The 24,473-nt window shown below is 62.8% G+C and carries 26 protein-coding genes, 1 tRNA gene and 2 pseudogenes; 13 read left to right on the top strand and 16 right to left on the bottom strand.

All coding sequences use genetic code 11. The annotated features are described in order from the left end of the window. The first annotated feature begins 6 nt into the window (after positions 1–6). Positions 7–2,244 carry a RelA/SpoT family protein gene (locus B3F77_RS19355; protein ID WP_293606541.1) on the top strand — a complete coding sequence of 746 codons (2,238 nt, stop codon included), beginning with the start codon at positions 7–9 and terminating at the stop codon, positions 2,242–2,244. Between the two features lie 95 nt (positions 2,245–2,339). Here the strand turns inward: B3F77_RS19355 and greB are convergent, their stop codons facing one another. Together greB and B3F77_RS19345 are read right to left on the bottom strand one after the other, a co-directional pair. After that, positions 2,340–2,912: a transcription elongation factor GreB gene (gene greB / locus B3F77_RS19350; protein WP_293606530.1), complete on the bottom strand. Its 573-nt coding sequence runs from the start codon at positions 2,910–2,912 to the stop codon at positions 2,340–2,342. 97 nt (positions 2,913–3,009) lie between these two features. Further along, positions 3,010–3,086 (bottom strand) — tRNA-Arg (locus tag B3F77_RS19345). A gap of 285 nt (positions 3,087–3,371) precedes the next feature. Here B3F77_RS19345 and B3F77_RS19340 point away from each other — a divergent pair. Continuing rightward, the gene (locus B3F77_RS19340) at positions 3,372–4,730 is read left to right on the top strand and encodes an MBL fold metallo-hydrolase RNA specificity domain-containing protein (protein WP_293606529.1); all 1,359 of its coding nucleotides are present in this window, start codon (positions 3,372–3,374) and stop codon (positions 4,728–4,730) included. Between the two features lie 176 nt (positions 4,731–4,906). Here B3F77_RS19340 and B3F77_RS19335 read toward each other — a convergent pair whose 3' ends face one another. The 3 genes from B3F77_RS19335 to B3F77_RS19325 all read right to left on the bottom strand — a co-directional run bounded on the left by B3F77_RS19335 (position 4,907) and on the right by B3F77_RS19325 (position 8,390). After that, on the bottom strand, positions 4,907–5,377 hold the full coding sequence (locus tag B3F77_RS19335) for a universal stress protein (protein ID WP_293606528.1): 471 nt from the start codon (positions 5,375–5,377) through the stop codon (positions 4,907–4,909). Between the two features lie 24 nt (positions 5,378–5,401). Beyond that, a complete protein-coding gene (locus B3F77_RS19330) occupies positions 5,402–8,077 on the bottom strand; it encodes a bifunctional acetate--CoA ligase family protein/GNAT family N-acetyltransferase (RefSeq protein WP_293606527.1) in 2,676 nt (891 codons plus the stop codon). A gap of 64 nt (positions 8,078–8,141) precedes the next feature. Continuing rightward, positions 8,142–8,390: a hypothetical protein gene (locus B3F77_RS19325; RefSeq protein ID WP_293606526.1), complete on the bottom strand. Its 249-nt coding sequence runs from the start codon at positions 8,388–8,390 to the stop codon at positions 8,142–8,144. Between B3F77_RS19325 and B3F77_RS19320 the strand changes: the two genes are divergently transcribed. Further along, positions 8,378–8,578, top strand: coding sequence for a hypothetical protein (locus B3F77_RS19320; RefSeq protein WP_293606525.1), 201 nt, complete (start codon positions 8,378–8,380; stop codon positions 8,576–8,578). The two genes, B3F77_RS19325 and B3F77_RS19320, sit on opposite strands and share 13 nt — an antisense overlap. A 22-nt stretch (positions 8,579–8,600) precedes the next feature. Here B3F77_RS19320 and B3F77_RS19315 read toward each other — a convergent pair whose 3' ends face one another. Beyond that, positions 8,601–9,434, bottom strand: a complete 834-nt coding sequence (locus B3F77_RS19315) for a L,D-transpeptidase (RefSeq protein ID WP_293606524.1) — start codon at positions 9,432–9,434, stop codon at positions 8,601–8,603. A gap of 206 nt (positions 9,435–9,640) precedes the next feature. On the opposite strand from B3F77_RS19315, the gene B3F77_RS19310 reads away from it, so the two are divergent. From B3F77_RS19310 to B3F77_RS19285, 6 genes are all read left to right on the top strand, one after another. Then, positions 9,641–10,294, top strand: coding sequence for a BON domain-containing protein (locus tag B3F77_RS19310; protein WP_293606540.1), 654 nt, complete (start codon positions 9,641–9,643; stop codon positions 10,292–10,294). Between the two features lie 51 nt (positions 10,295–10,345). Continuing rightward, positions 10,346–10,774 (top strand): Hsp20/alpha crystallin family protein, encoded by a 429-nt coding sequence (locus tag B3F77_RS19305; protein WP_293606523.1) that lies wholly within the window; start codon positions 10,346–10,348, stop codon positions 10,772–10,774. Positions 10,775–10,784: 10 nt separating this feature from the next. Next, positions 10,785–11,516 (top strand): ABC transporter ATP-binding protein, encoded by a 732-nt coding sequence (locus B3F77_RS19300; protein WP_293606522.1) that lies wholly within the window; start codon positions 10,785–10,787, stop codon positions 11,514–11,516. Between the two features lie 4 nt (positions 11,517–11,520). Beyond that, complete coding sequence (locus tag B3F77_RS19295; RefSeq protein WP_293606521.1) at positions 11,521–12,564, top strand: ABC transporter permease; 1,044 nt, start codon at positions 11,521–11,523, stop codon at positions 12,562–12,564. A gap of 138 nt (positions 12,565–12,702) precedes the next feature. After that, a complete protein-coding gene (locus B3F77_RS19290; RefSeq protein ID WP_293606520.1) occupies positions 12,703–13,887 on the top strand; it encodes an ABC transporter permease in 1,185 nt (394 codons plus the stop codon). After that, entirely contained in the window at positions 13,860–15,050 is a 1,191-nt protein-coding gene (locus tag B3F77_RS19285; RefSeq protein ID WP_293606519.1) for an efflux RND transporter periplasmic adaptor subunit, read from the top strand. Before B3F77_RS19290 ends, B3F77_RS19285 begins: the two co-directional genes overlap by 28 nt. A gap of 91 nt (positions 15,051–15,141) precedes the next feature. Here B3F77_RS19285 and B3F77_RS21090 read toward each other — a convergent pair whose 3' ends face one another. The 3 genes and pseudogenes from B3F77_RS21090 to groL all read right to left on the bottom strand — a co-directional run bounded on the left by B3F77_RS21090 (position 15,142) and on the right by groL (position 17,109). Beyond that, the gene (locus tag B3F77_RS21090) at positions 15,142–15,309 is read right to left on the bottom strand and encodes a hypothetical protein (protein ID WP_414703053.1); all 168 of its coding nucleotides are present in this window, start codon (positions 15,307–15,309) and stop codon (positions 15,142–15,144) included. Further along, positions 15,296–15,439 (bottom strand): hypothetical protein, encoded by a 144-nt coding sequence (locus tag B3F77_RS21085; RefSeq protein WP_414703052.1) that lies wholly within the window; start codon positions 15,437–15,439, stop codon positions 15,296–15,298. Before B3F77_RS21085 ends, B3F77_RS21090 begins: the two co-directional genes overlap by 14 nt. A gap of 63 nt (positions 15,440–15,502) precedes the next feature. Further along, positions 15,503–17,109, bottom strand: a pseudogene (gene groL, locus B3F77_RS19275) (chaperonin GroEL). A gap of 327 nt (positions 17,110–17,436) precedes the next feature. Between groL and B3F77_RS19270 the strand changes: the two are divergent. The 3 genes from B3F77_RS19270 (at position 17,437) to B3F77_RS19260 (ending at position 19,100) form a co-directional block, all read left to right on the top strand. Next, the gene (locus tag B3F77_RS19270; RefSeq protein WP_349678429.1) at positions 17,437–18,048 is read left to right on the top strand and encodes a nitroreductase family protein; all 612 of its coding nucleotides are present in this window, start codon (positions 17,437–17,439) and stop codon (positions 18,046–18,048) included. A gap of 20 nt (positions 18,049–18,068) precedes the next feature. Then, a complete protein-coding gene (locus B3F77_RS19265; RefSeq protein ID WP_293606518.1) occupies positions 18,069–18,614 on the top strand; it encodes an HPF/RaiA family ribosome-associated protein in 546 nt (181 codons plus the stop codon). A gap of 111 nt (positions 18,615–18,725) precedes the next feature. Further along, a complete protein-coding gene (locus tag B3F77_RS19260; RefSeq protein WP_293606517.1) occupies positions 18,726–19,100 on the top strand; it encodes a CBS domain-containing protein in 375 nt (124 codons plus the stop codon). 36 nt (positions 19,101–19,136) lie between these two features. On the opposite strand, the gene B3F77_RS19255 is transcribed toward B3F77_RS19260, so the two are convergent. The 6 genes and pseudogenes from B3F77_RS19255 to murJ form a co-directional block, all read right to left on the bottom strand. Next, a complete protein-coding gene (locus B3F77_RS19255) occupies positions 19,137–19,490 on the bottom strand; it encodes a chaperone modulator CbpM (protein WP_293606516.1) in 354 nt (117 codons plus the stop codon). A 93-nt stretch (positions 19,491–19,583) separates the two neighbouring features. Then, positions 19,584–20,372, bottom strand: a complete 789-nt coding sequence (locus B3F77_RS19250; protein WP_293606515.1) for a helix-turn-helix domain-containing protein — start codon at positions 20,370–20,372, stop codon at positions 19,584–19,586. Between the two features lie 19 nt (positions 20,373–20,391). Continuing rightward, the gene (locus tag B3F77_RS19245) at positions 20,392–20,793 is read right to left on the bottom strand and encodes a response regulator (protein WP_293606514.1); all 402 of its coding nucleotides are present in this window, start codon (positions 20,791–20,793) and stop codon (positions 20,392–20,394) included. Positions 20,794–21,137: 344 nt separating this feature from the next. After that, positions 21,138–21,989 carry a SirB1 family protein gene (locus B3F77_RS19240; protein WP_293606513.1) on the bottom strand — a complete coding sequence of 284 codons (852 nt, stop codon included), beginning with the start codon at positions 21,987–21,989 and terminating at the stop codon, positions 21,138–21,140. A 65-nt stretch (positions 21,990–22,054) separates the two neighbouring features. After that, positions 22,055–22,159: a hypothetical protein gene (locus tag B3F77_RS21080; RefSeq protein WP_414703051.1), complete on the bottom strand. Its 105-nt coding sequence runs from the start codon at positions 22,157–22,159 to the stop codon at positions 22,055–22,057. Then, positions 22,156–23,649: pseudogene (gene murJ / locus B3F77_RS19235) on the bottom strand (murein biosynthesis integral membrane protein MurJ); the annotation flags it as partial. The gene B3F77_RS21080 and the pseudogene murJ, both read right to left, overlap by 4 nt. A gap of 271 nt (positions 23,650–23,920) precedes the next feature. On the opposite strand from murJ, the gene rpsT reads away from it, so the two are divergent. Then, the gene (gene rpsT, locus B3F77_RS19230; protein ID WP_293606511.1) at positions 23,921–24,238 is read left to right on the top strand and encodes a 30S ribosomal protein S20; all 318 of its coding nucleotides are present in this window, start codon (positions 23,921–23,923) and stop codon (positions 24,236–24,238) included. Positions 24,239–24,242: 4 nt separating this feature from the next. Here the strand turns inward: rpsT and B3F77_RS19225 are convergent. After that, positions 24,243–24,473 (bottom strand): hypothetical protein (locus B3F77_RS19225; RefSeq protein ID WP_293606510.1); only part of this gene is annotated, 231 nt, incomplete at its 5' end.

Here is a 24,473-nt window from a genome sequence, read left to right as displayed (position 1 = left end):
AGCGTAATGCTTTCGCCTGTGGTTTCCAACAAGTCAACCCCGGCCGCCGCCAATGCCGCGGCAGCCAGCTTTGCTGCGCTCACCGCCAAACTGGACTACCTAAGCGCCGCAGACATCGAGAATGTCCGACGGGCCTACCGCTTCGCTGATGAAGCCCACCTGGGCCAACTGCGAAACAGCGGCGAACCCTACATCACTCACCCCATCGCGGTCGCGCAACAGTGCGCGGAATGGAAACTTGACGCGCAGGCCCTGATGGCCGCCCTGTTACACGATGCGATTGAAGATTGCGGCGTGACCAAACCAGAACTGATTGAGCGGTTTGGTGCGCCCGTGGCCGAACTGGTGGACGGTCTGACCAAGCTCGAAAAGCTGGAATTCAATACCCGGGAAGAGAATCAGGCCGAGTCCTTCCGGAAAATGTTGTTGGCGATGGCGCGCGATGTACGTGTCATTCTGGTCAAACTGGCTGATCGCACCCACAACATGCGCACGCTGGGCGATGCGCCGCACACCAAGTGGACCCGAATCTCTCGCGAAACCCTGGATATCTACGCCCCCATCGCGCACCGCTTGGGCCTGAACACGACGTACCGGGAACTGCAGGACCTGTCATTCCGGCATTTGCATCCGTGGCGCTACGCGACTTTGGCCAAAGCCCTGCTGCGTGCGCGGGGCCGAAGGCGCGATGTGATCAAGCGGGTGCAGTCCGAAGTCGAATCAGCGTTTGTAAACGCTCACATCCCAGTTCATATTTATGGACGCGAAAAGACGCTTTATTCCATCTACCGCAAGATGGACGAAAAGCACCTGTCTTTTGCCCAGGTCACCGATCTCTACGGCTTTCGGATCATCGTGCAGGACCTGACGACCTGCTACACCGCCGTGGGGGTTTTGCACCAGATGTACAAGCCTTTCCCCGGAAAGTTCAAGGACTATATTGCGATTCCGAAGATCAATGGTTACCAGTCACTGCACACCACTTTGGTCGGTCCGTTCGGGACCAATATCGAATTTCAGATGCGTACCGAAGCCATGCACGTGGTGGCCGAATCAGGTGTGGCTGCGCACTGGCTCTACAAGGCCAAGAATCCGGACAGTGACGCCTCACAACGCCTGGGAGCGCAATGGCTGCAGTCACTGCTGGATATCCAGCAGGAAACGCGTGACGCGGCTGAGTTTTGGGACCACGTCAAGATCGACCTGTTTCCCGAAGCGGTTTACGTCTTCACCCCAAAAAGCCAAATCATGGCGATGCCGCGTGGCGCCACCATCGTGGACTTTGCCTACGCTATTCACAGCGATGTGGGACACCGCGCAGTAGCCGCCAAGGTCAATGGCGAGCAGGTTCCCCTGCGTTCCGAACTGCATAACGGTGATGTGATTGAGGTCATTACGGCACCCGTTTCCAGTCCCAATCCTGGCTGGCTGGGTTTCGTGCGCACCGGCAAGGCGCGCTCCAAAATACGCCAATACCTCAAAACCATGGCGCTGGAAGAATCGCAGGAACTGGGCGAAAAAATGCTCGCCCAGGCGCTGCGGGCCGAAGGCATAGACCGAGAGCGCCTAGCCGAGGACGACGAGGCAAATCACACAAAGTGGGAAAAAATCCTGCGCTTTACCGGTAACCGCTCGCGCGCTGATTTGCTGACCGACATCGGGCTGGGAAAGCGTATTGCCAGCATGGTCGCCAAGCGAATTGTGACCTTACTCGCCGAGACCGGCGAAAAACCCAACGTCCTGCTGATGAGCCGTGAACGCTATACCGCCCATGAGTCGGTATCGCAAGGCGCGCTGGTACTGGATGGCAGTGAAGGCACCTCCGTACAGTTTGCGACCTGTTGCCGCCCAATTCCAGGCGACGGTATTGTTGGCTATTTGGGGCAAGGGGAAGGTCTCGTCGTGCATACCGACGACTGCGCCATTGCCAAGCGACTGCAGAACCGCGACAGCGAGCGATTCATTGCGGTCGATTGGTCGGACGAGCCAGTACGCACTTTTGAGACCGATCTTTTGGTTACGGTGTCCAATGGCAAAGGGGTACTGGCACGCGTAGCGGCCGCGCTATCCAGCGCCGAAGCCGATATCACCCACGTGGATATGGGGCATGAACCTGCGCAGGATGCGACAGACCTGCGCTTTGGAGTGGCCGTGCGCGATCGTATTCACTTGGCATCGGTGCTGCGCAGTGTCAAACGCACCCCTTCTGTGCTGCGGGTGCAGCGCGCCAAGTCGGCCGGTTAGCTGGCCCCCACGCTTTTCACTTCGTGTAATGCGCTGCCCCCCGAGGGGGCTGTGCTTGCTTGGGGCGGCGCGGCGCACTTATGGCCCCATGCTTTTCACAACGCGCGCTGCGCGGCCGCGTCGGGTACGGGGTATTCAACTTTCAGCACCTCCAGCACTTGCATGCCATGAGGCGTGACGAGGTTGACCTCATCACCCACCCGTGATTTGAGCAGTGCTCTCGCCACGGGAGAGATCCAGCTGATTTGCCCCAAGGCAGTGTTCGCTTCATCAATTCCCAGGATGGTTACCGTACGCTCCCCACCACGGTCATCGGCATAGGTCACGGTGGCGCCAAAAAATACCTGGTCACTGCCGTGGTGGATGGAGGGGTTGCTGATTGCAGCGATTTCCAGCCTTTGGGTTAAAAATCGGATGCGCCGGTCAATCTCGCGCAGGCGTTTTTTACCATAGAGGTAGTCGCCGTTTTCGGACCGGTCACCATTGCTGGCGGCCCAGTGAACCATTTCGACCACTTTGGGACGCTCGCTGTCAATCAAATCTAGCAATTCGCAGCGCAGGCCCTCATACCCTTGGGGAGTAATGTAATTTTTCCCGCCCACAGGCAAGGGGCCAAGCGTCGGCTCTTCGTCGTCAGGCTCGGTTTCTTTAGTAAAAGCTTTGTTCATGCGCTGGTCAGAATAGCATTCAGGGCACCCGTCCATGACACAAATGATCGGCACAAAAACGAAAAAGCCTGCAACTTTCGTTGCAGGCTTTTGTTTTTGGTGCGGCTGGCAGGAATTGAACCCACGACCCCTTGGTTCGTAGCCAAGTACTCTATCCAACTGAGCTACAGCCGCCAAGCTACAAATTATAGCGCATTTAAATGATCGGGCGTGTTGGAATTGAACTATTGGTCTTGAGCCAACAACCAAAGGATTATCAGCCCCCATTCCCGAAGTGTTAATTTGAATTCATGACTGTTCATCTGAACGCATACAGTTTTTTAAAAATCAAAAGTTGATCTTCTGTATGGGCAACGTATGTTGCCAAACGGCGTATACATTGGGAGGAGCTTCATTCCAAACGGCCACGCGCTTGATGCAGATCAAGCCTGCCGACCATCATATTTCCTAGACTAATTTATGCAACTCCAGTTCCTCGGCGCGACTGACACTGTCACCGGTTCCAAATATCTGCTACGGCAGGGGAAATCCAACGTGCTCGTCGATTGCGGGCTGTTCCAGGGCTACAAGCAGTTGCGCCTACGCAACTGGTCGCCACTACCAGTGGATGCCCGATCGATCGATGCCGTCATCCTCACTCATGCGCACATTGATCACAGCGGATACCTGCCGCTGCTGGCCCGACAAGGTTTCAGCGGCAAGGTGTACTGCAGCCCGGCGACTTACGACCTGTGTGGCATCCTGCTACCCGACTGCGGCCACCTGCTTGAGGAGGAAGCCGAGTACCTGAACCGGCACAATTTATCCAAGCACTCGCCGGCCTTGCCGCTCTATACCCGCGACGACGCGCAACGCTGCCTGAAGCTGTTCGAGCCCGTGAGCTTCCGCAAGGAATGGCAGCCTGCTGAAGGCCTGAACGCCACGCTGACGCCTTCGGGCCACATGCCGGGTGCGTCCTTCGTGCGGCTGGACAATGGCTTGCGTTCAATCCTGTTTTCAGGCGACATCGGCCGCCCCAATGATATGGTGCTGGCGGCTCCCTCGCCCATGGACGGCGCTGACTACCTAGTGGTCGAATCCACCTATGGAGACCGGCTGCACAAGAACACCGACGTTCTGCTAGAGCTGGCCGATGTAATCAACCGCACGGCGGCGCGCGGGGGCGCAGTCATCATCCCTTCCTTCGCCGTCGGGCGCGCGCAAAGCCTGCTGTACTGCATCCACCTGCTCAAGTCGCAGGGTGCCATTCATGACCTACCTGTCTTCCTGAACAGCCCGATGGCAGCCAGCGCCACGGGTGTTTACGAGCGGCATCGCACCGAGCTGCGTCTGACGGCGGCTCAATGCCAGGCCATGACGCATACGGCGCAGATCGTGCACACGCCCGACGAGTCGCGCCTGCTCAATACACGACACGGACCGATGATCATCATCGCCGCCAGCGGCATGGCCACCGGAGGGCGCGTGGTGCATCACCTCAAGGCGTTCGCGCCGGACAAGCGCAACACCATCCTGTTCGCCGGCTTCCAGGCTGGCGGCACACGCGGCGCAACGATCGTTGGCGGCGCACCGACGGTGCGTATCTTCGGAAAGGATGTACCAATCCGTGCTGAGGTGGCGATGCTCGATAGTCTCTCGGCCCATGCAGACGCCGCAGAAATTATTAGCTGGCTGCGTGGTTTCAAATCGGCACCGCGCCAGACCTTCATAACGCACGGCGAACCAGTTGCGGCCGATGCGATGCGTCAGCGCATTGAGCGCGAACTGCACTGGCCCTGCCACATGCCCTACTACCTCGAATCTGTGGCGCTGGACTAGCAACCTGTCGGGCTTTGGAGACGGGTACGGGATCTGAACTTTAGGTGTTTTAGGTATGTAGCACCCGAATAGCAGGCGTAAGCAGCTATCAGAAAAGGAGCGCAGGTAGGTTGAGTTAGCGAAGTAATCGGCCCGTTTCCGAAAATCGCGCCGCAGCATTGACAACCAGCAGGCTGCTAGGGTCGTGCAACCGCCTCGGGCGCCCGCACTACCAGCACCGGCACCGGCGCGTGCCGCACGATTTGTTCGGCATCGCTGCCCAGCAGTACGCGGCCAATGCCGCGCCGGCCGTGGGAGCCCACCACGATCAGGTCCGCCTTCGCGCGTCTGGCCTGTTCGGCCACGTGGTCGCAGATGCGGCCCGGGCCTCCCTCCACCAGCACGCAGTCCGCGCTCACGCCCTTGTCCAGCGCCTTTTTCCGGTCATGCGCCAGCAGCTTTTCGCCGGCCTCACGCATCAGTGGGATGATTTCGTTAACGTAGTTCATGGCCGACTCAAAGCCGTTGACGTAGCTGAGTTCGTCCACTACGTGAACCAGCCGCAGCCTGGCGCCACTCAGCTGGGCCAGCCGGATCGCTTCGTCCAGCGCCTTTTCCGAAGTAGGGCTGCCGTCGACCGGCACGAGAATCTGGTGGTAGCGGGACATGGTAGCTCCTGAGTTGAAAGGGTGTCAGCGCAGCGCCAGGCGCAGCACCATGATGTCCTGCAACGGCCCGACCGAGACCTCGAACCCGGCATGGCGCGCCAGCGAAGCCATGCCGGTGTTCTCCAACAGGCATTGCCCCATGACTTCGGCCGTGCCGCGCTCGCGGAGGTAGCGCGTGAGCTTGTCCAGCAGCAGGCGACCCAAACCCTTGCCCTGCCATCCCGAGGCCACCTGGATCGCGAATTCCGCTCGCAGGTTGTCAGGGTCACACACGGCCCGCACTTCGGCCACCATGGTCTGACCGCCTGACTCCTGCGGCGCGAGCGCAACGAAGGTCATCTCGCGGTCATAGTCGATCTGGCTGTAGCGCGCCAGCTCGGAATGCGGCACTTCTCGCCGCGCCATGAAAAAGCGCAGGCGCATGTCGGCAGGCGACGCCTTGGCATAGAAGTCCATCAAGCACTGGCCATCCTCGGGACGGATCGGGCGCAGTAACAGCTCGCGTCCCGCCAGCTGAATGCGCTCTTCCAGCGCCGATGGATAGGGGCGGATGGCGAGTCGGCTGCCCTCGCCCACCGGCACCGACCGCAGCCTGACCCGGGCATCTAGCGCCAGCACGCCCTGCTCGTCAACCAGCAGCGGGTTGATGTCGAGTTCGGCCAGCCAGGCCAAGTCGCAGGTCATCTGCGACACCTTCAGCAGCGTGGCCAACAGCGCCTGTTCGTCCGCCGCCGGTCGGCCGCGGTAGCCGGCCAGCAAGGGCCCGAGACGGCTCCTTTCGACCAAGTCGCGGGCCAGGTTGGTATTGAGCGGGGGCAGCGCCACCGCATGGTCCTTGCGCAACTCTACGGCGATGCCGCCCTCGCCGAGCAGGATCACAGGGCCGAACACGGCGTCTGTAGCGATGCCCACGATCAGTTCATGAGCGCCGGGGCGGTTGACCATGGCCTGCACAGTAAAGCCCAGCACCGCCGCCTGCGGCTGCAGGCGCGCCACCTGCTGGCGCATCTTCACCGCCGCGACCCTGACCTCTTCGGCGGACGCCAAGCCGAGCGCTACACCACCAACGTCGGACTTGTGGATGACCTGGGGCGACAATATCTTCAGGGCCACCGGATAACCGATCTGATTGGCGGCGGCGATCGCTTCCTCCTCGTCGCGGGCCTTCAAGGTTTCAACCGTAGGGATGCCGTAGGCCCGCAGCAGCGTTTGGGCCTGCGCACCATCGAGCCACTCGCGGCCGTCATGCAGCGCCTGCTCAAGCAGCGACTGGGCGCGCCGCTGGTCTGGCGTGAAATCTCCTGGCGTGGCGTCGGCAAGCTGCTGCAAGGCTTCCTGATTGCGCGCATAGCTGACCCGCTGCAGCCACGCCGCCACCGCACGTTCTGGTGTGCTATAGCTGGCGATGCCCGCCGCGGCGCTGGCCTGCCGCGCCGCCGCCACGGTAGCGCCACCCAGCCAGCAGGTCAGCACCGGCTTGGCCGATCCCTGGATCAGCGGCAGGCAGGCCGACGCGATCTCGCCAGCGGGAACGATGGCCGTCGGCGCATGAATGAACAGCACGGCATCGACCTCGGGCTCCGCCAGCAGCACCCGCAGCGCATCCTGGTAGCGGCTGACCGGGGCATCGCCGATGATGTCGACCGGATTGCCGCGCGACCAAGTGGCCGGCAGGCACTGATTGAGCGCCCGCACTGTCTCGTCGCCAAGCTCGGCCAGCGTACCGCCACCCAAGGCCAGCGCATCGGCGGCAAGCACGCCAGCACCGCCGCCGTTGGTGAGAATGGCCAGCCGCCTTCCACGCCAAGGCCGCACATGGGCCAGGGTCTCGGCCGCGTCAAACAGCGATTCAAGCGTGTCCACGCGCAGCATGCCGGCACGCCGCACGGCGGCGTCGAACACTGCGTCGGATCCGGCCAGGGCGCCGGTGTGCGAAGCAGCGGCCTTCGCGCCTTCGGGAGCCCGCCCGGCCTTGACCAGGATGACGGGCTTGTTGCGTGCCGCCGCGCGTGCGGCCGACATGAACTTGCGCGCGGCCTTCACCGACTCCATGTACATCAGGATAGCCCGGGTGCCGGGATCGCTGCCCAGGTAGTCCAGCACGTCGCCGAAGTCCACATCCGCGCTGTCGCCCAGCGAGATGAAGTGCGAAAAGCCGATTCCTTTGCTGTTGGCCCAGTCCAGCATGGCCGTGGCCAATGCACCCGATTGGGTCACGAAGGCCAGCTTGCCGGGCAAGGCGTTGCCCGGCGCGAAGCTGGCGTTGAGCGAGGCGCCGGGAACTAGCACACCGATGCAGTTCGGCCCGAGAATGCGCAGCAAGTACGGCCGAGAGGCGTTGAGCATGGCCTGCTCGATAGTCACGCCACCCTCGCCGACTGGCTGCTTCAGGCCGGCGGACAGCACGATGGCGGCCCTCGTGCCCTTGCGTCCGAGCGCCGCGACCACTTCGGGCACCGCAGCCGCGGGCGTGCAAATCACCGCCAAGTCCGGCACGCCGGGCAGCGATTCCACATCCGGCCAAGCTTGCTGCCCTGCCACGGTCTGGTGATGGAGATCGACCGGCCACACCGGACCCTTGAAGCCGCCAAGCTGAAGATTGCGCAGCACCACTGCGCCAACATTACCCACGCGATCAGAAATACCGATAACAGCCACCGCACCAGGCGCGAACAGGGCTTCCAGATTGCGTACGCTCATGTCAATCCTTGTAATTTTTTTACATCCCTGTACATGCACGCGGGCCGTACCCACCAAAATCAGGTTAACGGATGGTCAGGCCGCTGCGCTTGCGCCAAATCAAAGACGGCAGGCTTGGTGCGTCAAAGAATGGAACTTCAACAAAGAGGCTTTCCATGAGCTCATGCAACAGGAGCTTGGCTCCGCGCTTCTTGCAGCTTTTCGCACAGCGCGACGGCGAACTGCGGTCAATCTTGCGTGCCATCGGCGACTTGGCCGAAGAAGCGGCCGGCATACCGCTGCGCGACGTAATGGACTTCAATGACTTGGTCATCGATCACACGCGCCGTGTCGGACGAGACCCAAGGCGAACGTGTGCTCAGGTCCATGGCCAACTTCACGCGCCAGCACGGCCAGGATTTCTTCAGTCTGGTAGTCGGGCATTCCCTGCAAACCCATGTGCAGCCCTTTGCGCTGCGTGATGCCAACGCAGCCGTGCAGGCCGTGCGAACGGCACGGTGAACGGCGCGGTGGTGCTCCTGAACTACCGGGCCGCCGGTGCGGCCGGCTTGCGGTGCGGGATGTAGGGCCTGGGGCTCCACTCCGGCCTGTCCTCGCGCCCCGAGTCGACCACGATCAGGTAGCGGCCGGGAAAAGGCACCGGTTCGCGTTGGGGGTCGAGCACCCAGAGTGTGGAGCCTTCGCGCTGAGCCCGCTCGTAGTCCGCATCAAGCACGCCATAGCGGTCGATCAGGCGGTTGAGCGAGGCAGGAATTCGAATGCAGCCCTTGGACTGGGCACTGCCAAGGCGGCGTTCCAGCAGATCCGGATCGGTGGCGTGCATCTGCAGCCGCATGGTCGAGACCGTGCCGCTGCCCCAGCCCTTGGGCACCTGCTGCCAGCCGAAGTCATAGACACGCATGCCCTTGACGCCGTAACTCTGGATACCTTCGCTATTGCGCGTGCCCTCGGCGCGGAAATCAGGGTTAGCCGTGCTGTGCTCGAACACCCCCAAGGGCGTTTCAAAGTGGTCCAAGCTGCCGGGCCGGCCGGTGGACACCGGCGAAGCACCCACCAACTGCGACTCGCCATCGGTCGGTCGAAAAAACAGAAACAGCGCCTGGATGTTGGGGTCGCGGTCGACCAAGACCAGGTACTCTGGCCCGGCAGGGCTCATCCCGGCTTTCGCCAGCGCTTCTTCGGCCAGGCGCCCATAGTGGCGCGCTTCGCCAGCTGGCACTGAGAGTCTCCGGTCGACTTGCGCACTGTACAGCATGGACATATCGGCGACCGGATCGAACGCGTGCGCCGCCATGCACCAGCCGACCACCAGCGCCGCTGCGGCACCCTTGAGGAAGTTGCTGCGAAAAAGCGGCATCGAAGGCTCCAATACATCCGGATTGTTGCAAGCGACTCTGCGCTGCGCAGGATGCCATCCGATTGAGCCAGATCAAGCATGCGGTGCCTGCGCGTGGCGCATCGTGGCGACTTGCGAAATATCAAGGCATCCTACCGCAGGCTGAATATATTTACGAGAAAGTCCTGCGCAGCGGGGCAGCCAACTTTTCCAAAGGAGCATCACGCATGAAAACCGATATGCAACTCAAGACCGATGTCATCGACGAACTCGCGTGGGATCCGGCCATCAATGCTGCTGGTATCGGCGTCATGGTCAAGGACGGCGTAGTGACCCTCACCGGCCACTTGGACAGTTTCGCCGAGAAACACGCGGTGGAGAAGGCAGTACGCCGCGTCGCGGGCGTGCGCGGCATTGCCCTGGAACTGGACGTCAAGCTCGCGGCCGAGCACAAGCGCAGCGATTCCGAGATTGCGCAGGCGGCGGTGGCGGCTCTGCGCCTGAACTCCCTGGTGCCCGAGGGCAAGGTGCAGATCGAGGTCGAGAACGGCTGGGTCACGCTGACCGGCGAGGTCGACTGGAGTTACCAGCTCGCCCGTGCCGAGCAATGCATCCGCCCGTTGACTGGCGTACGCGGTCTGTACAACCGCATCACCATCAAGACGCGCGCAAGCGGTCAGGACATCGGCGCGCAGATCACTGCCGCCCTGACGCGGCAAGCCATGCGGGAGGCCAAGCACATCACCGTGGAAGTAGAGGGCGGCGTTGTCACCCTGTGGGGTCATGTGCACTCGCTGGCGGAGCGCGAGGCGGCCGTCGGCGCGGCGTTCTCGGCGCACGGTGTCTCGCGCGTCGTGGACAAGCTCCAGGTCGATGTCTGAAAACACCGCTATTTTTTATCAAACTCTTCAATCAACCCAAGGAGAACCATTATGAGCAACCTTCGTGTGCTGGATCCCGCATTCAGCGATTCCTTCGATTCGGCCCTGCGCCGCTTCTTTGCCCCGGTTGCCTCCGAGACCGACACCCCGGCGCTGAAAATGCGCGTCGATGTCTCCGAAAAGGACAACGCCTACCTGGTCAAGGCAGACATCCCCGGCGTCAAGAAAGAGGACATCAACGTCCGCATCGACGGCAACATCGTCCAGATCGATGCCCAGGTTAATCGTGAAAAAGAGACCAAGGGAAACGGTGACAAGATCCTACGTAGCGAGCGCTACTGGGGCAACATTTCGCGCACCTTCAGCTTGGCCCAGGATGTGGACGACAGCAAGGTGCAAGCCAAATACGCCGATGGCGTGCTGACGCTGGAGCTGCCGAAGAAGGCCTTGCCCGAGTCTAAGAAGATCACGGTGCAATAAGGTCGGCTGCATGGCAACAGGGGATGCGCAGCAGCCGGACACGCCGGTGTTGCGCATCCGGTCGCTGTGCAAGACCTATGGCAGCGGCGAGTCCGCCGTGCATGCGCTGCGCGACGTGAACTTGGACGTGCGCAGCGGCGAATTTCTGGTCCTGCTGGGCGCGTCGGGAAGCGGCAAATCGACCTTGCTGAACATCCTGGGCGGCCTGGACGTTCCCACCAGCGGCGAGGTCGAGTTTTTCGACCATCGCCTGACCGATGCGACAGACAACGATCTCACCCGTTACCGAAGGGAGCATGTGGGCTTCGTTTTCCAGTTCTACAACCTCATTCCCAGCCTCACCGTGCGGGAAAATGTGGCGCTGGTCACCGACATCGCGAAAGACCCCATGCCAGTAGACGAGGCGCTGGCGCTGGTGGTGTTGACCCCCCGGCGCGACCATTTCCCCTCCCAGCTGTCCGGCGGCGAGCAGCAGCGTGTCGCCATCGCGCGGGCCATCGTCAAGCGTCCGCAGTTGCTGCTGTGCGATGAACCGACCGGCGCACTGGACTATGCCACCGGCAAGCTGGTACTCGAAGTCATTGCCAAGATCAACGTGGAATTGGGAACTACGGCCATGGTCATCACCCACAACGCTGCCATCGCGGGCATGGCGGACCGGGTGATCCGGCTGGTCGATGGGCGCATCGCCAGCATTGAGGTTCCGCCGCAGCGCCTGACACCGGCGCAGCTGTCGTGGTGATGCCATGAAGGCGCTGGACCGCAAGATATTGAGGGACCTGCGGCTCTTGTGGAGCCAGGCCCTGACCATCGCCTTGGTCGTGGCCAGCGGCATCGGCGGCTTTGTGGCCAGTTTGTCGGCGGTGGATTCGCTGGCGCTGGCGCGCGACCGCTTCTACGACAGGGGTCGCTTCGCCGATGTGTTCGCCACCGTCAAGCGCGCGCCCGACACCTTGGCGGAGCGGCTGCGTGAAGTGCCCGGCGTCACTGAGGTTCAGGCCACTGTCGAGGCCGTTGCGCGCGTGACACTGATGGACAGCCCTGATCCCGTGGTCGGCCAATTAATTGGCCTGGACCGCCGCCAGCCACAACGCCTGAACCTTGTCAGGCTTCGTGCGGGTCGGCTACCCGGCGCCGGCGCCTATGCAGGCGGCGAACTGGAGGCACTGGTGTCCGAAGGCTTTGCTGCAGCGCATGGCCTCCAGCCCGGTGCGCAGGTCACAGCGCTCATCAACGGCAAGCGCCGAGCGCTTCGCATCACTGGCATCGCCCTGTCACCCGAGTACATCTTTGCAGGCCTATGGGGCATGCCGGATATTCGCGCCTTTGGCGTCTTCTGGCTGGACAAGGAAGCGCTGGCGGCGGCGATGAACATGGCCGGCGCGTTCAATCACGTGGCACTCAAGCTCGGGCCTGGGGCCTCGCAGCCCGCCGTGATCGACGCGGTCGACCGGCTGCTGGCCGTCGTGGGCGGTTTGCCGGCCCATGGCCGCGCGGAGCAGGTGTCGCACGCCATGCTGGACAACGAAATCCGCGAGCAACGCGTGCTCGGGACGATCCTGCCTTCCATCTTTCTTGCGGTGGCAGCCTTTCTGCTGCACGTGGTCGCCGCACGCCTGGTCTCAACGCAGCGCGAGCAGATCGCCGCGCTGAAGGCATTGGGCTACTCCAACCGCAGCATCGCTGCGCACTACCTCAAACTGGTCACGCCCATGGTGGGGATCGGCTACCTGCTGGGTCTGCTGCTGGGCGACTGGCTGGGTGGACAGCTCACGGCTCTTTACGCTTAATTTTTTCACTTCCCAAGCTTTAGCCATCGCGTCCCGCCATCACTGGTACTGACAAGCCTGGCGGTCGTCGCTGTGACCGCCCTCCTCGGAACCCTCACGGCCATCGCCGCCACGGTCCGGCTGGCACCGGCCGAGGCCATGCGCCCGTTGGCGCCCGGCCGCTACCGCCGTTCCCTGCTGGAGCGAGTGCCCCGACTGCGCACCAGCCCGGCCCTGCGCATGATCCTGCGCAACATCGAGCGGCGTCCGTTGCGCTCGGCACTGACCACCGGGGGCATCGCGGCGGCGGTGGCCATCGTCATCATGGGCAACTTCCTGCGCGACGCGATCGAAGTCATCGTGGACGCCAGTTTCAACCTGGCGATGCGCGGGGACATTGCCGTCTGGACCACCGATCCGGTCGACGCCTCCGCCGCAAGGGCGCTGGCCCGCATCCCCGGCGTCCTGCAAGTCGAGCCTGGCCGCAGCGTGGCGGTGCGCTTTGTGCACGGCCCGCGCAGCGAGAGCGGCGCCATCCAGGGCTATGCGGCGCCACCGCTACTGCGCCGCATCATCGACGTCGACCGCAAGCAAACCAGCCCCGGCCCGGATGGCCTGCTGATGACCGACCGCCTGGCCGACAAGCTCGGCCTGCGCGTCGGGGACACCGTGACGGTCGAGGTGCGCGAGGGTCGGCGCCCTGTGCGCCAGGTCGTCGTCAAGCGTACCGTGCACGACATGATGGGCCTGAACGCCTACATGGACCGGCAGGCGCTGAACCGCCTGCTGGGCGACGGCGATGTGGCGTCGCTGTTCAGCATTTCCGTCGAGCGGGGCGCGGCGCAACGGGTACTGGACGCCACGCAGGCGATGCCACGCGTGGCCGGGGCGTTCAGCAAAGCAACCATGTTGCGCAACATGCAAGAAGTCTCGGCCCGCAACATCCTGATCATGAGCACCATCCTCACTCTGTTCGCCGGCGTCATCGCCGTGGGCGTGGTGTACAACAATGCCCGCATCGCGCTGGCCGAACGCAGCTGGGAACTGGCGAGCCTGCGGGTGCTGGGCTTCACCCGGGCCGAGGTGTCGACGTTGCTGCTCGGCGAGCTGGCGCTTAGCATTGCCGTCGCCCTGCCCGTCGGAATGGTCTTGGGCTGGGCGCTGACGCATACGCTGGTGGAGTTGATGCGCTCGGACCAGTTCTTTTTCCCGGTGGTGATACGCCCCCGCACCTATGCCTGGCCAGCGCCATGGTGGTGCGCCGCCGCATCGACCAGTTGGACATGGTGGCCGCACTCAAGACAAGGGAGTAAAACGTGCCGAGCAAGAAAACCTGGGCGGTGATCGCGGCCACAACCGCTGTGGTGGTGGCGCTGGCGTGGGCCTTTGCCCCTCGTGCCATCGAAGTCGAGATTGCGACGGTAACGCACGGCCGCTTCGAACAGGCCATTGAAGAGGATGGCCGCACCCGTTTGAAAGAGCGCTACACGATTTCAGCGCCGGTATCGGCACGCCTGTCGCGCATGGTGCTACACGAAGGCGACCCTGTAACCGCCGGCGACACCGTGGCTGTTTTAACGCCGCTGATGTCGCCCATGGTAGATGAACGCAGCAGGCACGAAGCGGAGGCCCGGCTGAAAGCAGCCACTGCAGGTGTCGGACGCGCGACAGCCAGGGTGGAGCGCGCCGGAGTATCGCTGCAAGAGGCGTGGCTGGAGTTGCAGCGCACGGGTCAGCTGGCCGACGAAGGCTTTGTATCACCTTCGCGCCTGGACACAACCCGCCTAGCCGTGACAGCCGCCCGGCACGAACTGGACATAGCCAATGCCGAACGCGAGGTCGCGCGGCAGGAACAGGCGCAGGCCAGCGCAGCGCTACAGCCGGCCACCGCCAACGGAAAAAGCGCACGTCCTTTCGCCGTGCAATCGCCAGTCAGCGGAGTGGTCCTGCGCGTGGCCCAGCCGAGCGAAGTGACCATCGCCGCGGGCGCTGCCCTGCTCGACGTCGGCGACCCAGCGCGCATGGAGGTGGTGTGCGAGCTGCTCACTGCTGATGCCGTGCAGGCCCAGCCCGGACACCGGGCGGTGATAGAGCGCTGGGGCGGACAGCCGGTCGAAGGCCGGGTTCGCCTCGTGGAGCCAGCCGCATTTACCAAGGTCTCCGCACTGGGCATAGAAGAGCAGCGTGTCAACGTCCTGATCGACATCGCCGCCGCACCCGAGGCCTGGCGCACCATGGGTGACGGGTTCCGCATCGGTGTGAGGATTATCACGACCAGTGTCGAACAGGCAGTGCTGGTGCCCGTCGGGGCCCTGTTCCGTCATGGGGAGGGCATGGCCGTCTATCGCCTGGACGGGCGGCGGGCCCGCCTTCAGCCAGTGGATGTGGGCGCGCGCAACGCCACCGTCGCCTCGGTGCGTAACGGCCTGGCGCCCGGCCAGGCCGTCGTCGTCTATCCGCCCGCCGCCCTGGCCGTCGGCCGCAGGGTGCGGGTGCGCACACCCTGAAGCGAAGCGCCAGCTCACAACCTCAGCGCTTCCAGGCGCACCAGCAGCACCGGGCTGATGCGAACCACCATCCCGGCCTCACTGCCCATCGTCAGGCGGTTGAAGCCGCGGCGGCCATGGCCAGTTTGAAGCGGTGGGCGCCCTGAAGACGTGCAACCGCGGCCTCAAGGATTTGCTGCTGCGTCTTGGGCCCGAAGCCGTGCACTTCGCGGATGTGTCCTTGCTCGGCAGCGCGATGCAGCTCCTCACGCGTCTGCACACCCAGCTCCTGGTGCAACGCGCGCTGTGTTCCGGTACGCGCGCACGCGGAAGGCGTTGGCACCTCGCACTTCGAGCGGATCGGCAATCTCGTCGAAGACGCTGGCCACGTCAGCATTGACGATCGACATGAAAAATCTCCTGCTCTCCTCCGCGCTCGCAGAAAGTTCTTGAACGGCCACGGACCGTCGCGCTCAGTAGATCTCCGTCTGCTCGCCCATGCCGGACGCGCCGGACGCTTCCTTCTTAGGCGCGTTGGCGATCATGCAATCAACGGTGAGCACCAGGCTGGCGATCGAGCCAGCGTTCTGCAGCGCCAAGCGGGTGACCTTGGCGGGGTCAATCACCCCCATCTCGAGCAGGTCGCCGTACTGGCGCGTAGCCGCGTTGTAGCCGAAGCTGCGCTGGCTCGCTCCGTCCACGCGATCCAGCACGATCGACGGTTCTTCTGCCGCGTTGCTGACGATGCGCCGCAGCGGCTCCTCCAACGCACGCGCCACGATTTTCAAGCCAGAATCCTGGTCGAGGGTCGGCAGCGTCAGACCTTGCAGCGCCTTGCGCGCACGTAGCAGCGCCACGCCGGCGCCCGGCACGATGCCTTCCTCGATCGCGGCGCGCGTGGCGTGCAGGGCATCCTCCACCCGCAGCTTGCATTCTTTCATTTCGGTTTCCGTGGCGGCGCCGACCTTGATGACGGCCACGCCGCCCGACAGCTTGGCGATGCGCTCGTCAAGCTGCTTGCGGTCATAGTCGCTGGTGAGGCTTTCGCGCTCCTTCTTCAGCGCAGCAACGCGCTCGCGGATCGCTTGTGCGTTGCCGGCTCCGCCGATGATCGTGGTGTTGTCCTTGTCCACCTCGACCCGGCGTGCGCGGCCCAGGTGCTCGAGACTGGCCTTGGCCAACGTCAGCCCGAGTTCCTCGGCGATCACCTGTCCGCCGGTCAGCAGTGCGATGTCCTGCAGCATCGCCTTGCGGCGGTCTCCGAAGCCGGGCGCCTTGACCGTGCAGGTCTTCACCACGCCGCGCATGCTGTTGATCACCAACATGGCCAGCGCCTCGTTGTCGATGTCCTCGGCAATCACCGGCAGCGGCGTGCCGGCCTTGGCGGCCGCCTCCAACAGGGGCACCAGATCTTTGACGGCCGATAGCCGCTGGTCGTACAACACGATGGCCACATCCTCCAGCACGGCGGCCTGGCGCTCCGCGTTGTTGATGAAATACGCGGACAGGTAGCCGCGATCGAATTGCAGACCTTCCACGACCTCCAGCTCGCTGGCCATGCCGGAGCCGTCTTCGATCGATACGGCGCCTTCGCGGCCAACCTTGTCCATCGCCCGAGCCACAAGTTCTCCGATCAAGCGGTCATTGTTGGCGGAAATGGTGGCAACGTGCTCGATCTCCTGCGACGTGGCACAAGGCGGCGCAAGAGTCTTCAGCTCGCCCACCACCGCCTCAATCGCCTGGTCGATGCCGCGCTTCAGGTCCATCGGGTTCATGCCGGCCGCCAGGTATTTCAGACCCTCCTGAATCAGGCTGTGCGCCAACACGGTGGCGGTGGTGGTGCCGTCTCCCGCCATCTCGCTGGTGCGCGCCCATGTTTTCAAAGCGGTCCTCGAAGTTCGATGGCCTTGGCGACGACGACGCCGGAGTTGACGATCTGCGGGGGGCCGAACTCTCGGTCGAGGACCACCGTGCGCCCTCGCGGGCCCAATGTGACCTTCACCGCGTCGGCAAGTGCATCGACGCCGCGGCGGATCTTGTTGCGCGCCTCTTCATGGAACAGAAGCTGCTTGGCTACCATGGTATTGACCTCCTGGAACACACCGAAAGCGTCGCTCTCATTCCCGAACCCAGCCAAAGACTACAGCGGTGATGCAAGCCGGGGGATGACCTAGCGCAAGCGGGTGCGGTAGCTGGCCTTCGCCCCACTGGGAAACTTCCTTCCGCCCAGAGCCCGAAGAGGTCGTTCTCGCCGGCCAGTCCAAGCGGGCGAGCTGATTCTTTTGTCACCCAGGAGCGAGCGCATTTGAGATATATCAACCCGAGGCCGCGTGCTTTGCGCCATCGTTGCACAACACTGGGAAGAGGGGCGATACGACAGCGGACGTTCCGGCCCGGGTGATCAACCATTGAGGAGCGGCCAGAACATGTCCACCATCCCATTGAATCTAGCAACCGACGACGTCCTATTGCTAGCGCCAGCGCTGTCGCCGCAAGTCACGCTGGACCAGACGCTCATGGGTCGCCACAGCACGCGCACGTTCTCCCCGACACGCTGTCCGCACTGCTGTGGGCGGGGTTCGGCATCAACCGGCCGGACAAGGGCGGGCGCATGGCACCCTCGGCGCACAACTGGCAGGAAATCGATATATATGCCGTGCTGGCGGAAGGCGCATACCGATACGACGCTCGCGCACACCGGTTGCTGCTGGTCAAGGCCGAAGACCTGCGCCAGCACACCGGCACCCAGAACTTCGTCGCGACTGCGCTTGTCAACCTCGTCTATGTCGCGGACTTCGTCCGCATGTCCGAAGCCCAGGACGATGAGCGCGGCTTCCTGGCCGGCGCCGATGCGGGCTGCATCGCGCAAAACATCTACCTCTATTGCGCCGGGTCGGGCCTCGCCACAGTGGTGCGTGGGCTGATCGACCGCCGCCGGCTGACGCACGCGCTGGGCCTGACCGCAACCCAGTGCATCGCTCTGGCACAGACCCTGGGGTACCCGGGACCGGAAGCATAACCACAGAAAGAAAGGCGCCCATGAAACAACCTCTTCAAATTCAGTTTCTCGGCATGGATCCGTCAGAAGCCGTCGAGTCGGCCGTACGCGAGAAGGCCAGCAGGCTCGATCGGTTCTGCACGGACATCATGTCGTGCCGGGTCAGCATCGAGCAGATGCACAAGCATCAGCATCAAGGGCGGCCCTTCGCCGTGCGCATCGACGTGACGATGCCGGGCCACGAACTGACTGTCGACCGCATGCAGGATGAAGACGTCTACGTTGCCCTGCGCGACGCCTTCGACGGCATCAAACGGCAAATCGAAGACGCGGTCCAGCGCAACCGCGGGCAGGAGAAGCTACATCCCCCTCCGCTGCACGGTGAAGTGGTCCGCATCGACGACAAGGGGCGATGCGGCTTCATCCAAACGCCCGACGGGGACGAGTACTGGTTCGGCCACGACAACGTCGCCGATGTCCCGTTCGAGCATGTGGAGGTGGGCACCCAAGTGCAGTTCATACCAGATCTGGCGGCGCAGGGCAGGCAGGCCAAGCGCGTGAGCCTGGGCAAACACCGGTTCGGCTGAGCCGCGTGGAGCGCGCGATGTACGACCTCCTGAACGCGGGCGCCATTTGTACCCGCATGGTGACGATCGCCTATCCCAGCATGGCCCTGAACGAGGCTGCTTGGCTGATGCGTGGAGCATCACGTCGGGTGCCTGGTGGTGGTTGAGCAGCCGTCGCCCGAGGACCGCGTCGTGGTCGGCATGCTGACCGACCGCGACATCGTCACCGCGGTCGTCGCCGACGATCGGGATCCTCACGACCTGCGCGTGGGCGACGTGATGAGCAAGGATGTCGTCGTCACGGCACACGAGCAGGATTCGGTGCTTGATGTGATGGCGGCGATGCGGCGCACGCGCTTGCGCCGCATCCCGATGACCGGACCACAGGGCACGTTGATCGGGATCGTTGCGCTCGACGACGTCCTCGAGATCGTCGCGGCGGAGATGCAGGCCCTGGCGTCGGCGGTGGGAGCCGCGCAGAAACAAAAGCGGACAGCACGACCCTGATCATCCTCGCGGGCGCCACCGACGCGAGGCTGGCCGCTATTCGTATCTGCAGCTCGCCGCCTTCGTCACCGCCTGCGCCGTCAATTGTGCTTGCAGAGACCGTAACTGGCGCTCAAGCGCCACGATTTGGTGCAGGTAGTCCAGCAACATCGCCACCGTGAACAGGTCCAGATCGAAGTCACGGCGCAGCCGACTAGCCGTGCGCAACGGCATGACGCATTCGGCGCTGAAGAGACGCTCTGGCTGCGCCCGATCCAGCGGCACCAGAGCACCGTAATCCACCAGTTCGTCCAACTCAGCCGCACTCATGGCGCAGACCCGGGACAGTTCGGACACGGTCACGTCTGCGCTTGCATCCAGCCAAGCCACGTCAAGCAGCGGTGGTTTCATTTGCATTCTCCTTCGTCACGAGCGCGCGGGTTGAAGCGCGAGACGCCCAGCGCATCGCAGTAGCCGTTGTACGTCATGGCGCGGCATGCCCCGTCAGTGCAAGCGCATCTCGAAAGCCCGAGTCAGGCCGTCCAGGTCGATGACGCGTATGTAGCGCTTGTCCACTTCTAGCAGGTGCTGCTGCTGGAAGGCCGAGAAGGTCCGGCTGACGGTCTCCAGCGTCATGCCCAGGTAGCTGCCGATCTCGGCGCGCGACATCCGCAGGTGGAATTCGCTGGCCGAATAGCCGCGTGCCTTCAGGCGCTGTGACTGGTTCAGCAGGAACGCGGCGAGCCGCTCCTCAGCGTTCATGCTGCCCAGCAGCAGCATCAGGCTGTGCTCCCGCACGATCTCGCAGCTCATCAGCCGGCTGACCACATGCTGCAGGCCCGAATTGCCGGCCGCCAGTTCGGTGAGGTGGGCGTAGGGAATGGCGCAGACCTCAGTATCTTCCAGCGCGGTGGCGCTGCTGGCGTGCGCGCCATGGGCGACACCATCCAGGCCCATCACCTCGCCGGCCATGTAAAAGCCGCTGACCTGCTCGCGCCCGTCGGCCAGCAGCAGGCTCGACTTGAAGGTGCCGCTGCGCACCGCGTAGATAAACTGAAAGCGGTCGCCCTCGCGATAAAGGGTCTGGCTGGCCTTGACCTTGCGCCGGCCGAACTTCAGGTTGTCAAGGCGCTGCACGTCACTGCCGGCCATGCCGCAGGGAAGGCACAAGTCGCGCAAGTGGCAGCTGGAGCACAGCGTCTTGAGCGGCATGATGGGCGCGGAGTCCGTGGCTTGTCGCCAAGGGACGATGCAGATGGGAGTGGCGAAAGCTTCGAGGGTGACGGCGGACATGGTGTATTCCTTTGCTGGCTCATTGGGGTGTCAGTGCGCGGGCATGCTGTGAAGCTTTCAGCACGGCGTGTGCGAGTTGGCTGAATTCGGTGCTTTTGTCGAGAAAATCCTCGGCACCCTCGCCGAGGTAGCACTTGCGGTAGCTGGTACCGGAGTTGTTGCTGAACACAACGAAGGCGATGTCCGGCGCCACTTGCCGGACGGCTCGTAGCACCTGCAGGCCCGAACCGCCCTCCAATTGGACGTCCAGCACCACCACATCGGGATGGGCGGCCAGAATGCCGTCAATCGACCCCTGAGGTTTTTCGGCCTGGCCGACGATGGTCATCCCGCTGGCCCCAAGCATCGCGGCGACGCGATCGCGGATCAGCGTCGAGTCATCGGCAATAAAAACTTTGACAGGGGCTGTGCGGTAAGACATGACTCTACTGTGGCCGCAGGCACCGCAGCACACTATCGGCGACGACCGACTGTTGGCATCGGAAGAATCTGGATTGGCGCAAGGTCTGTTCCGAGAGTCTCTAGGAATATTCCTAGAAGCCGGTCGGACTTGAGACGTCGAAAGCGAATATTGGTTCCAGCAGGAACAGTTCTTTCCGGATTTACAGTCCCCCTATTTAACGCCAGACTAGGGAACAAAAAGGCCGGTGAAAAGTGGACCGCTGCGCTTGATTTACAGCCGGCGCGCCCCTAGTGCGGCAGACTCCCAAGGCCGGTTACCCCCAGAGAACCCTTTCGCACCTGCACAACCAGGGTGAACAGGCCCTAGATATTCCCCCGGCGCAATTGGGACAAACGCTCGGCAATGACATCACTGTCCAGCGCATCTTCGGCATGCGCCAGGTAGATATCCAGGTCAGCCACCGCGCGCGCCACATCGCCCTGCGCCGCCCAAGCCAACCCGCGGTCACGGTACTCGGGCCAGGCCTCTGGCTGCAACACAATCAGACGGTCTTGCACGGCAATCAGGCGCTGCCAGTCTTCCTGGGTTTTATGAATGTCCTGCAGGTTGCGCAGCATGCGGCTGATGATCTCGCGCGGCGGCGCCGACTGCAGGTACAGGCCCATCGGCACCTCAAACTCATCAACGATGCCGCTGCGCTGCCTGAATGGCTCCAGCCGCTCGGCCAGCTCTTCGCGGCTCAATGACTGGCCGCTGAAGGGGTCAATCAGTACCTGGCCCTTGGGCAGGTTAACCTTGACCATGAAGTGCCCGGGAAAGGCCACGCCCCGCGCATTCAGGCCCAGCCCCAAAGCCAGTTCCAGCCACAGCACCGCCAGCGTGATGGGAATGCCGCGCCGCGTCCGCAGCACCGCGTTCAGGTAGCTGTTGTCCGGGTCGTAGTAGTCATTGACGTTGCCGCCAAAGCTCAGGTCGCGAAAGAAGAACTGGTTCAGCGCGCGCAGGCGCTGCAGGTCGGGCGAGTCGGCGGGCAGGCGCCGCTTGACTCTGGCCAGCAGCTGGTCGACATCGCCGAGCACCTGCTGCACATCCAGGTCCGGATATTCATCCTGGGCCAGGCTGATGGCGGCTTCCAGCAAGGGAAAATGCTCATCGCTTTGCACCAGGCTGGAGAAATACTGCAGCGGGGACGGTACGGCCAGATTTAATTGCATGGCGCTACTTTCTCACAAACCGGCGCACCGTGTGAATCAAGGAATGCATCAAGGTATGCGCTCGATCAAGCCGAATCGAGTCCGGCCTGCTCGATCAGCGCCGCAGCAGCTGACGCAGCTTCAGCCCGGACACCCAAAGCGCTACAAAATAAATAGCTGCTGATGCACACAGGACAAGGGCCAGCAGCAAAATTCGCCTTAAATATTGGCTTTTAAGGCCGGTCCAGCTCACGCTACCTGCGGCCCAGAGCAAAAACACCGCCAGCAGCGCACTGGCCACAAGCACCCGTAGCGCAAACACGCCCCAGCCGGGCGCAGGCGTGTAACTGCCGCGCCGTACCAAGCCCACCAGTAGCCACAGCGCATTGATCAACGCACCAATACCGATGGCGAGCGCCAGCCCAGCATGCTGGAAAACCGGCACCAGTGCCAAGTTGAGCAATTGCGTAATACCCAGCACCACCACCGCAATGCGCACCGGCGTTTTGATGTCCTGGCTGGCATAAAAACCCGGTGCCAGCACCTTGATGGCCACCAGCCCCAGCAGGCCTGCGCCGTAGCCCATCAGCGCGGTCGTGGTCTGCTGCACATCGCGGTCAGTAAAAGCGCCATAGTGATACAGCGTGGCCACCAGCGGCTGGGCAAAAGTCAGCAGGGCCACCGCGCATGGCACCGCCAGCAGCACCACGATGCGCAAGCCCCAGTCCAGCATGGCCGAGTACCTGGCCGCATCACCCGCCGCTCTGGCGGCTGCCAGCTGCGGCGTCAGCACCACTCCAATGGTCACACCCAGCATGGCCGTTGGGAATTCCATCAGGCGGTCAGCATAGGTGAGCCAGCTGACACTGCCGGGTATCAGGTGCGAGGCGATCTGGGTATTGATCAGCAAGGAAATTTGCGCCACGCTCACGCCCAGCAAGGCCGGAACCATCAGTTTTGCTATGCTTTTAGTAGCTGGGTCTGCCCATGCTGCCTGGACCATCGCCCAATTCCATCCTATTTTTGGCAGCAGGCCGAGTCGCAGCAATGCGGGTACCTGCACCGCCAGCTGCAGGATGCCGCCCAGCATTACACCCCCGCCCAGGGCGTACACCGGCTCAATGCCCTGCGCCTTGAACCAGGGCGCGCCCAGCCAAGCTGCGGCAATCATGGCCAGATTCAACAGCACCGGCGTGGCCGCCGGCACCGCAAAATGCCGCCAGGTATTGAGCACGCCGGACGACAGCGCCACTAACGACATGAAGCCGATGTAGGGAAACATCCAGCGCGTCATGAACACGGCGGCTTCAAAACCGCGCGGCTGCTGCTTCAGGCCGCTGGCCATGGCCCAGACCAGTGCGGGTGCCGCGGCCACACCGGCCACACAGATCAGTAGCAGCGCCCATGTCAGCAGCGTCGCTACCCGGTCAATCAGCAGCTTGGTTTCGGCCTCGCCTTCCTTGGCCTTGCTGGCCGCCAGCACCGGCACAAAGGCCTGGCTGAAAGCGCCCTCGGCAAACAGCCGGCGAAACAGGTTGGGAATGCGAAATGCCACGTTGAAGGCATCGGTCATGGCGCTGGCGCCAAAGGTCGAGGCAATCAGCAGTTCCCGCACCAAACCGGCGATTCGGGAGACCAATGTGAGCAGCGAAACGGTGGAGGCGGATTTGAAAAGTGACACAGCAGGAGTTTATGCGCTGGAGAGCTAGCCCCCACGCTTTTCACTGCGTGCAATGCGCTGCCCCCATCGAGGGGGCTAATTTTCCTTGGGGCGACCCGGCGGAAAATTGTGTTGCGCTCCGAATCGGCTGCATTGCGGCTCCCCGAAAAATATCCACCGCGTTGGCAGCTCAATATATCGCTGCCTGGACGGCACCTTTGCCGACAGTCGTATAATCGTCGGCTTTGCTGCAACATCCACAGACTCCTCCCAGGATTAAAGGAACACATATATGGCTACCGCCAAACCCAAGAAAAAGAACCCCCGCCTCGCCTCCGGCCGCAAACGCGTCCGTCAAGACGTCAAACTCAACGCTGCGAACACCTCGCTGCGATCCAAATACCGCACCGCTGTGAAAAACGTCGAAAAAGCCGTTGCCAGTGGTGACAAAACCAAAGCCGCCGAACTCTTTGCCAAGGCACAGAGCATTGTGGACAAGGTTGCCGACAAAGGCATTTTCCACAAAAACAAGGCATCGCGCGATAAAAGCCGCCTGTCCGCCAAGGTGAAAGCCCTGGCAATAAAAGCCGACGAACAAAAGGCCGCCTAACCCGTTAGGCAAACCGCCCGGACTGCATTTCTGTAAAAATACAGTCCGCCGTTTTGTAGGGTGCGCTGCAAGCAAAGCAAAAAGCCGTCGTAAGACGGCTTTTTTGTTTGGTGAAGTCAAACCTGCGCGGAGCGCAGCTTTGCTTGCATCCGAAAACATTGCGGGAAAGACCGACGGATAGGCGAAGCCCCCGTCGCTCTGTCACCAACTGATTAAGAACTGATCCGTAAATAAT

This window comes from Polaromonas sp. UBA4122, from assembly GCA_002381615.1.
Classification (GTDB): domain Bacteria; phylum Pseudomonadota; class Gammaproteobacteria; order Burkholderiales; family Burkholderiaceae_C; genus Polaromonas.
The sequence above is the reverse complement of the archived record's forward strand: the minus strand, read 5'-3'. Positions and strand labels throughout refer to the sequence as shown.